At 72.2% G+C, this 2,376-nt stretch carries 3 protein-coding genes; all 3 read left to right on the top strand.

Annotation, left to right across the window (positions count from 1 at the left end; translation table 11 throughout):
• The first annotated feature begins 104 nt into the window (after window positions 1-104).
• The 3 genes from DD1DGNOD_RS24285 to DD1DGNOD_RS24275 are packed head-to-tail and all read left to right on the top strand — an operon-like array spanning window position 105 to window position 2,336.
• Window positions 105-719 (top strand): FMN-binding protein, encoded by a 615-nt coding sequence (locus DD1DGNOD_RS24285; RefSeq protein WP_013875310.1) that lies wholly within the window; start codon window positions 105-107, stop codon window positions 717-719.
• A complete protein-coding gene (locus DD1DGNOD_RS24280) occupies window positions 712-1,611 on the top strand; it encodes an FAD:protein FMN transferase (protein WP_013875309.1) in 900 nt (299 codons plus the stop codon). Before DD1DGNOD_RS24285 ends, DD1DGNOD_RS24280 begins: the two co-directional genes overlap by 8 nt.
• Before the next feature lie 35 nt (window positions 1,612-1,646).
• Complete coding sequence (locus tag DD1DGNOD_RS24275) at window positions 1,647-2,336, top strand: response regulator transcription factor (RefSeq protein WP_193353079.1); 690 nt, start codon at window positions 1,647-1,649, stop codon at window positions 2,334-2,336.
• Window positions 2,337-2,376: the final 40 nt, after the last annotated feature.

Genomic DNA, 2,376 nt, shown 5'->3' with positions numbered 1-2,376 from the left:
GTCTTCGTCTGCGGCCCCCCCGGGATGACACGCGCGGTCGTCCAGGCGCTGCGCGGCCTCGGGCTGTCCGACAAGCAGATCCACACCGAGGAGTTCACGCTGAGATGAACGAGAATGCCGGAAAGCCCTACCGGGCGCGGCTCGGCTTCGCCGCGCTGATGGCGACCGTCGCCCTGGCTGTCGGCGCGAAGACCGCGACCGGGCCCGGCGAGCGGCCCGTGGCGCTCGCCGTCACGCCGGCCACAGTCGGGGCGAGCCAGCAGCCCGCCACGACGGGCGACCCGGCCCCGGCTCCGGCTCCGACGTCGGCTTCGGGTGACGGCAGCTCGACTTCGGCGTCCGGCGACGCCGGTTCGTCCGGTTCGAACTCCTCCGCTTCGAGCTCATCCGGACCAGACTCCGCCGGTTCGCCGTCGGGTTCGGGCCCATCGGGTACGGCCACCGCCCAGATAGTGACAGGCGACGCCGTGAGCACCCGCTACGGCTCCGTGCAGGTCCAGGTCGTCCTGAGCGGAAAGACGATCACTGATGTGGTGGCCCTGCGGCTACCGGACCGGGAGCGGCGTGATATTGAGATCAACAACTGGGCGGTGCCGATCCTGCGCCAGGAGGTGCTCGACGCCCAGAGCACCCGGATCGACACCGTCTCCGGGGCCTCCTACACCAGCTACGGTTACGCGCAGTCCGTCCAGTCCGCTCTGGACAGGGCCGGTGCCTAGCCGGCCGGGCCGGGTCCACGCCGAACCGGTGATGGGCACGGTCGTCAGCATCAACATCCGCCGCCCGCCCGGCGCCGCGGAACTTGGCCCGTCGGCACTGGACGCGGCGATCGCGGCGGCGGTCGCGGTGCTGCACCGGGCGGACGAGGACTTCAGCACCTTCCTGCCGAGCTCCTGGGTCTCCCGGCTGCGGCGCGGCGAGATCGGCCTCGACGACTGCCCGGACCACGTCCGTGAGGTGTACCGGACAGCCGACGCCTGCCGGGAGCGGACCGGCGGAAGCTTCGACCCGGCCTGGCGGACGGACGGCACCCTGGATCCGACCGGTCTGGTCAAGGGCTGGGCGGCCGATGCGGCATCCCGGGCGCTGACCGACGCCGGCGCCCCGGACCACTGCGTCAACGCGGCCGGGGACCTGCTGGTCCGGGGAGCCTCGGGGACGGGCCGGCCCTGGCGGGTCGGGATCGCCGACCCCTTCGAGCGGGCCCGGCTCGTCGCGGTGGTCGAAGGCACGGATCTCGCCGTCGCCACGTCCGGTGTCTCGGAGCGGGGCGGACACGTCGTCGACCCGCGCACCGGGACCCCGGCGAGCGCGCTGGCCTCGGTCACCATCGTCGGGGCGGATCTGACCCTGGCGGACGCCTACGCCACGGCCGCCCTGGCCGCCGGCCACGCCGCGCCGGCCCTGCTTGCCGATCTCGCCCGGCAGGGATGGGCCTGGCTGACGGTCGACGCCACCGGTCGGCTGGCCCGTTCGGCCGGCTTCCCCGGTCAGGTGGCCGCCGCCGCGTCCACGCCCTCCAACGGCGTCATACCGCCGGATACACGCCCGTCAGAGCGGCTTTCCTCCGTACCTGCCTGGTCCGCTCCCACCGCTGTCGGGCCCGGATGACCGGCCCGACGCGGGAGACGGGTGAGACTGGGCGGATGGAGCGTCCGCTCAAAGTCCTCGTCGTCGACGACGAGGAGGCGATAACCGATCTTGTCGTCATGGCGTTGCGCTACGAGGGTTTCGACGTGCACGCCGTGCATTCCGGACAGGCGGCGCTGACCCGGGTCGCGCTGTCGCCACCGGACCTGCTCGTGCTGGACGTCATGCTCCCCGACATCGACGGGTTCATGCTCTGTCAGCGGCTGCGTGGTTCGGGGCGGGGCATGCCGACCCTGTTCCTGACAGCCCGCGACGCCACCGAGGACAAGGTGCACGGGCTGACCCTCGGCGGGGACGACTACGTCACGAAGCCGTTCGCTGTCAGCGAGCTGGTCGCCCGGGTCCGCGCGATCCTGCGTCGGGCCGGGGCCGCCGACAGCACGCCCGGGCCACTGCGCTTCAGCGATCTCGAACTCGACCCGGAGACCCGAGAGGTGCGGCGTGGTGGGCGGCACGTGGAGCTGACCGCCACCGAGTACCGCCTGCTGCACTATCTGCTGGCGAACGCCCGCAAGGTGCTCACCCGGGCCCAGCTTCTCGACCACGTCTGGGGGCACGACTTCGGCGGGGAGGCGCGGGTCCTGGAGACCTACGTCAGCTATCTGCGGCGCAAGATCGACCCTGTTCCGCCATCGTTGATCCACACGGTGCGTGGCGTCGGTTACGTTCTGCGTCTGCCGCGTTGAGTGGACCGGTCATGTCGCTGCGCGCCCGGCTGCTGCTGGC

The sequence above is a fragment of the Candidatus Protofrankia californiensis genome (assembly GCF_900634765.1).
In the GTDB taxonomy this organism is placed as follows: domain Bacteria; phylum Actinomycetota; class Actinomycetes; order Frankiales; family Frankiaceae; genus Protofrankia; species Protofrankia californiensis.
The sequence above is the reverse complement of the archived record's forward strand: the minus strand, read 5'-3'. Positions and strand labels throughout refer to the sequence as shown.